The organism is Photorhabdus noenieputensis (assembly GCF_018448935.1).
In the GTDB taxonomy this organism is placed as follows: domain Bacteria; phylum Pseudomonadota; class Gammaproteobacteria; order Enterobacterales; family Enterobacteriaceae; genus Photorhabdus; species Photorhabdus noenieputensis.
Genome location: NZ_RCWC01000162.1, coordinates 1 through 668, shown reverse-complemented (window position 1 = coordinate 668; position 668 = coordinate 1). Strand labels below are relative to the sequence as shown.

Below are 668 nucleotides of genomic sequence, written 5' to 3'. Positions count from 1 at the left end.
CCTCCTCACTGTCCGCCTGTAACGACGCCCCCGCCCCGGGATAATCCACCGCCAGCCCTTCTCCCGCCACCAACAGCTGGTCCTGCCAGTACCCCCGTTCCGCCTGCAATGCCTCACTCCCGGCATACCCCTGCAAACGCGCCAGCCACTGCGGATAGCCACTGGTTTTCGGTGCCAGCCTGACCGCCTCGCCCGCCACTATCTGACCATACCCCGCCGCCATATCATCCAGTACAATACGCCACGACACCCCGTCCACTATCAGGTGATGCATCACCAGCAGCAGCGTCCCCCCGCCGTCCCCCTCGTCAAAGTACACCGCCCGCAACAGCGGCCCCTTTTCCAGCGACAGACTCCTCTGCGCCGCCTGGGCCGCCAGCACCTGCGCCTCGCCCGAGACCCGCAGATGCTGGATACTCGCCGCCACCTGCAAGGCTAACGGCGTTTCATCATACTGCCCGCCCCAGCGGCCCTCCGGCCCCCGACGGTAACGCAGACGCAGCCCGTCATGCCGTTCATACAGCGCCGTCACCAGCTGCGCCAGCCGGGGCAGACTGAAATCCGCCGGCACGCTGACCCGCAGCGACTGGTTATAGTGATGATACTCACCGGACGTTTCAGCGAAGAAGCGCTGCTGGACCGGATGCAGCCCAATCTCGCCCCGCAGG

At 66.0% G+C, this 668-nt stretch carries 1 protein-coding gene; it reads right to left on the bottom strand.

Annotated features, from left to right (window positions below; translation table 11 throughout):
- A partial coding sequence (locus EAE91_RS25270; protein WP_244869033.1) for a condensation domain-containing protein occupies positions 1–649 on the bottom strand: 649 nt, incomplete at its 3' end.
- Positions 650–668: the final 19 nt, after the last annotated feature.